The 352-nt window shown below is 71.0% G+C and carries 1 pseudogene; it reads left to right on the top strand.

The annotated features are described in order from the left end of the window. Positions 1 to 352, top strand: a pseudogene (locus F3J15_RS38065) (hypothetical protein); the annotation flags it as partial.

The following is a 352-nucleotide window of genomic DNA, read 5'->3' as shown; positions in this document are numbered from 1 at the left end:
CGCGGCGCTCGGCAATATCTACGTGGTCAGCGATCTGGTCGCGACCGCGCAGACCTATTTCAGCGACACGGCACTGACGGTCGCGTATCTCGGCCGGGGCCGGATCGAGGTGACCGGCACGGCCGCGGCCGTGCGCCCGCGCGACGACGGCTTGACCGTTCCGGGCTCCGGGAGCGGTCCGGCCGCGCGCGAACGCGTCGCGCAGATCGTCGCGGGCGTCGACAACGCGGCGCTCGGCAATATCTACGTGGTCAGCGATCTGGTCGCGACCGCGCAGACCTATTTCAGCGACACGGCACTGACGGTCGCGTATCTCGGCCGGGGCCGGATCGAGGTGACCGGCACGGCCGCG

Source organism: Burkholderia sp. Ap-955 (assembly GCF_011753045.1).
GTDB lineage: Bacteria > Pseudomonadota > Gammaproteobacteria > Burkholderiales > Burkholderiaceae > Burkholderia > Burkholderia lata_D.
The sequence above is the reverse complement of the archived record's forward strand: the minus strand, read 5'-3'. Positions and strand labels throughout refer to the sequence as shown.